Source organism: Legionella sp. W05-934-2, assembly GCF_964199965.1.
Classification (GTDB): Bacteria; Pseudomonadota; Gammaproteobacteria; order Legionellales; family Legionellaceae; genus JAFIFT01.
In genome coordinates this window covers 1-3,516 of the sequence record NZ_CAXMZT010000026.1, presented here as the reverse complement: position 1 = coordinate 3,516, position 3,516 = coordinate 1, and the positions used below count along the sequence as shown (strand labels likewise).

The window sequence follows — 3,516 nt, the reverse complement described above, 5'->3', positions numbered from 1 at the left end:
ATGCAGATCAAAACAAATTCAACTGAGTGTGTTTTAATCTGCAAAAAGCAGAAGTTCATTAACAATTAGGTAGCAAGAAACAAAGTACTTCAGAAATGAAGTAAAGAGGTAACACAAGCGTCAGCATTAAGTATTCAAACATAATGCAGCTATGTAACCGAAAGCGATAGGTATTGCGAGGGTTCGTAGCCCGTATGCAGGCGAAGCCGAAATACGGGAAACAAATAATCACATTACGTGCGTTGAGGTTATATGGTCAAGAAGATAAGCGCAAACGGTGAATGCCTTGGCAGTAAGCGGCGAAGAAGGACGTGGAAATCTGCGAAAAGCTCAGGTGAGCTGATAACAAGCATTATAGCCTGAGATGTCCGAATGGGGAAACCCGGCCCCTCACCTAAGCCTTTATAGTAATCAAAGTAAAGAACAACGCGATGAAAAAGCGGAGTGATGAGAGTGAATGACTATGAAAGTTTAGGTGAGGGGTCATCTTTAACTGAATACATAGGTTAAAGAAGCAAACCCGGAGAACTGAAACATCTAAGTACCCGGAGGAAAAGAAATCAACCGAGATTCTCCTAGTAGTGGCGAGCGAACGGGGAACAGCCTGGTGTGAGATATTTTGCGAGTGAGTAGAATTGTCTGGGAAGTCAAACGATACAGGGTGAAAGTCCCGTATACGAAGCAAGCAAAAGGTACTAAGCACACGAACAAGTAGGTCGGAGCACGAGAAACTCTGATTGAAGATGGGTGGACCATCATCCAAGGCTAAATACGACTTACTGACCGATAGTGAACAAGTACCGTGAGGGAAAGGTGAAAAGAACCCCGGAGAGGGGAGTGAAATAGATTCTGAAACCGTTTGCGTACAAGCAGTGGGAGCATGTTTTCGGACGTGTGACTGCGTACCTTTTGTATAATGGGTCAGCGAGTTATTTACAGTAGCAAGGTTAACCGGATAGGGGAGCCGTAGGGAAACCGAGTCTGAATAGGGCGATAGTTGCTGTGAATAGACCCGAAACCGAGCGATCTAGCCATGTCCAGGATGAAGGTTGGGTAACACCAACTGGAGGTCCGAACCGGGTAATGTTGAAAAATTATCGGATGAGATGTGGCTAGGAGTGAAAGGCTAATCAAGCTCGGAGATAGCTGGTTCTCCTCGAAAGCTATTTAGGTAGCGCCTTGTGAATGATTCCCGGGGGTAGAGCACTGTTTCGGCTAGGGGGCTGTCATGGCTTACCAAACCGATGCAAACTCCGAATACCGGAGAATTGAATCACAGGAGACACACGGCGGGTGCTAACGTTCGTCGTGGAGAGGGAAACAACCCAGACCGCCAGCTAAGGTCCCCAAGTGATAGTTAAGTGGGAAACGATGTGGAAAGGCCCAGACAGCCAGGAGGTTGGCTTAGAAGCAGCCACCCTTTAAAGAAAGCGTAATAGCTCACTGGTCGAGTCGGTCTGCGCGGAAGATATAACGGGGCTAAACTATCCACCGAAGCTGCGGATGCGTGTTTACACGCGTGGTAGAGGAGCGTTCTGTAGGCTGATGAAGGTGAACTGAGAAGTTTGCTGGAGGTATCAGAAGTGCGAATGCTGACATAAGTAACGATAAAACGAGTGAGAAACTCGTTCGCCGGAAGTCTAAGGTTTCCTGCTCGACGTTAATCGGAGCAGGGTGAGTCGGTTCCTAAGGCGAGGCCGAAAGGCGTAGTCGATGGGAATCAGGTTAAAATTCCTGAACTTCTCTTAGGTAGTGATGTGGTGACGAAGAAGGCTAGGTCAGCCGGGCGACGGTCGTCCCGGTGTAAGCAGGTAGACGGGTGTTCTAGGCAAATCCGGAACGCTATCAACGTCGAGATGTGAAACGAGCTGGCGAAAGCACAGCGAAGTGATTGATGCCAAGCTTCCTGGAAAAGCTGCTAACGTTAACCTAAGAGGAACCGTACCGTAAACCGACACAGGTAGACAGGTAGAGAATACTAAGGCGCTTGAGAGAACTCGGGTGAAGGAACTAGGCAAAATGGTACCGTAACTTCGGGAGAAGGTACGCCCTTTTTGGTGAAGTATGCACATATGGAGCTGAAGAGGGTCGCAGATACCAGGTGGCTGCGACTGTTTATTAAAAACACAGCACTCTGCAAAATCGCAAGATGACGTATAGGGTGTGACGCCTGCCCGGTGCCGGAAGGTTAATTGATGGGGTTATCTTCGGAGAAGCTCTTGATCGAAGCCCCGGTAAACGGCGGCCGTAACTATAACGGTCCTAAGGTAGCGAAATTCCTTGTCGGGTAAGTTCCGACCTGCACGAATGGCGTAACGATGGCCACACTGTCTCCACCCGAGACTCAGTGAAATTGAAATCGCTGTGAAGATGCAGTGTACCCGCGGCTAGACGGAAAGACCCCGTGAACCTTTACTACAGCTTTGCACTGGACTTTGATGATAACTGTGTAGGATAGGTGGGAGGCTATGAAGTACGGACGCCAGTTCGTATGGAGCCACCCTTGAAATACCACCCTGTTATTATTGAGGTTCTAACTTAGTCCCGTAATCCGGGACGAGGACAGTGTATGGTGGGTAGTTTGACTGGGGCGGTCTCCTCCCAAAGGGTAACGGAGGAGCACAAAGGTACCCTCGGTACGGTCGGACATCGTACCAAGAGTGTAAAGGCAAAAGGGTGCTTGACTGCGAGACAGACATGTCGAGCAGGAACGAAAGTTGGTCTTAGTGATCCGGTGGTTCTGAATGGAAGGGCCATCGCTCAACGGATAAAAGGTACTCCGGGGATAACAGGCTGATACCGCCCAAGAGTTCATATCGACGGCGGTGTTTGGCACCTCGATGTCGGCTCATCACATCCTGGGGCTGCAGCAGGTCCCAAGGGTATGGCTGTTCGCCATTTAAAGTGGTACGCGAGCTGGGTTTAGAACGTCGTGAGACAGTTCGGTCCCTATCTGCCGTGGGCGTAGGAAAATTGAGAGGAGCTGCTCCTAGTACGAGAGGACCGGAGTGGACGAACCTCTGGTGTACCGGTTGTGACGCCAGTCGCATTGCCGGGTAGCTAAGTTCGGACGGGATAACCGCTGAAAGCATCTAAGCGGGAAGCCCCCCTCAAGATGAGTTTTCCCATGAAGCCCGTTGAAGACTACAACGTTGATAGGTGAGGTGTGGAAGCGCAGTAATGTGTGAAGCTAACTCATACTAATTGGCTGATTGTCTTGACCATATAATCTGAACGCATGAAGAGCGTGAAGAAAAGACGCGTGTTACCAAATTAATTGCTACCGAGTGTTGGTTGATGTTGGGCCAAGGCCCAACCTACGGGATAATGAGCCCAATATTGTAGGTCGGGCCTTGGCCCGACAAACGAATCAAACCAACATAAACCGCTTTTCCTGGCGATAATAGCGGCTTGGAACCACCTGATCCCATACCGAACTCAGAAGTGAAACGAGCCAGCGCCGATGATAGTGTGGGGTTTCCCCATGTGAAAGTAGGTCATTGCCAGGGTTTTATT

2 rRNA genes are annotated in these 3,516 nt (G+C 49.5%); both read left to right on the top strand.

Going from position 1 to position 3,516, the window contains the following annotated elements:
* Positions 1-254: 254 nt before the first annotated feature.
* Positions 255-3,225, top strand: a 23S ribosomal RNA gene (locus tag AB3348_RS15140).
* A gap of 168 nt (positions 3,226-3,393) precedes the next feature.
* Positions 3,394-3,509, top strand: a 5S ribosomal RNA gene (gene rrf / locus AB3348_RS15135).
* The last annotated feature ends 7 nt before the right edge of the window (positions 3,510-3,516 follow it).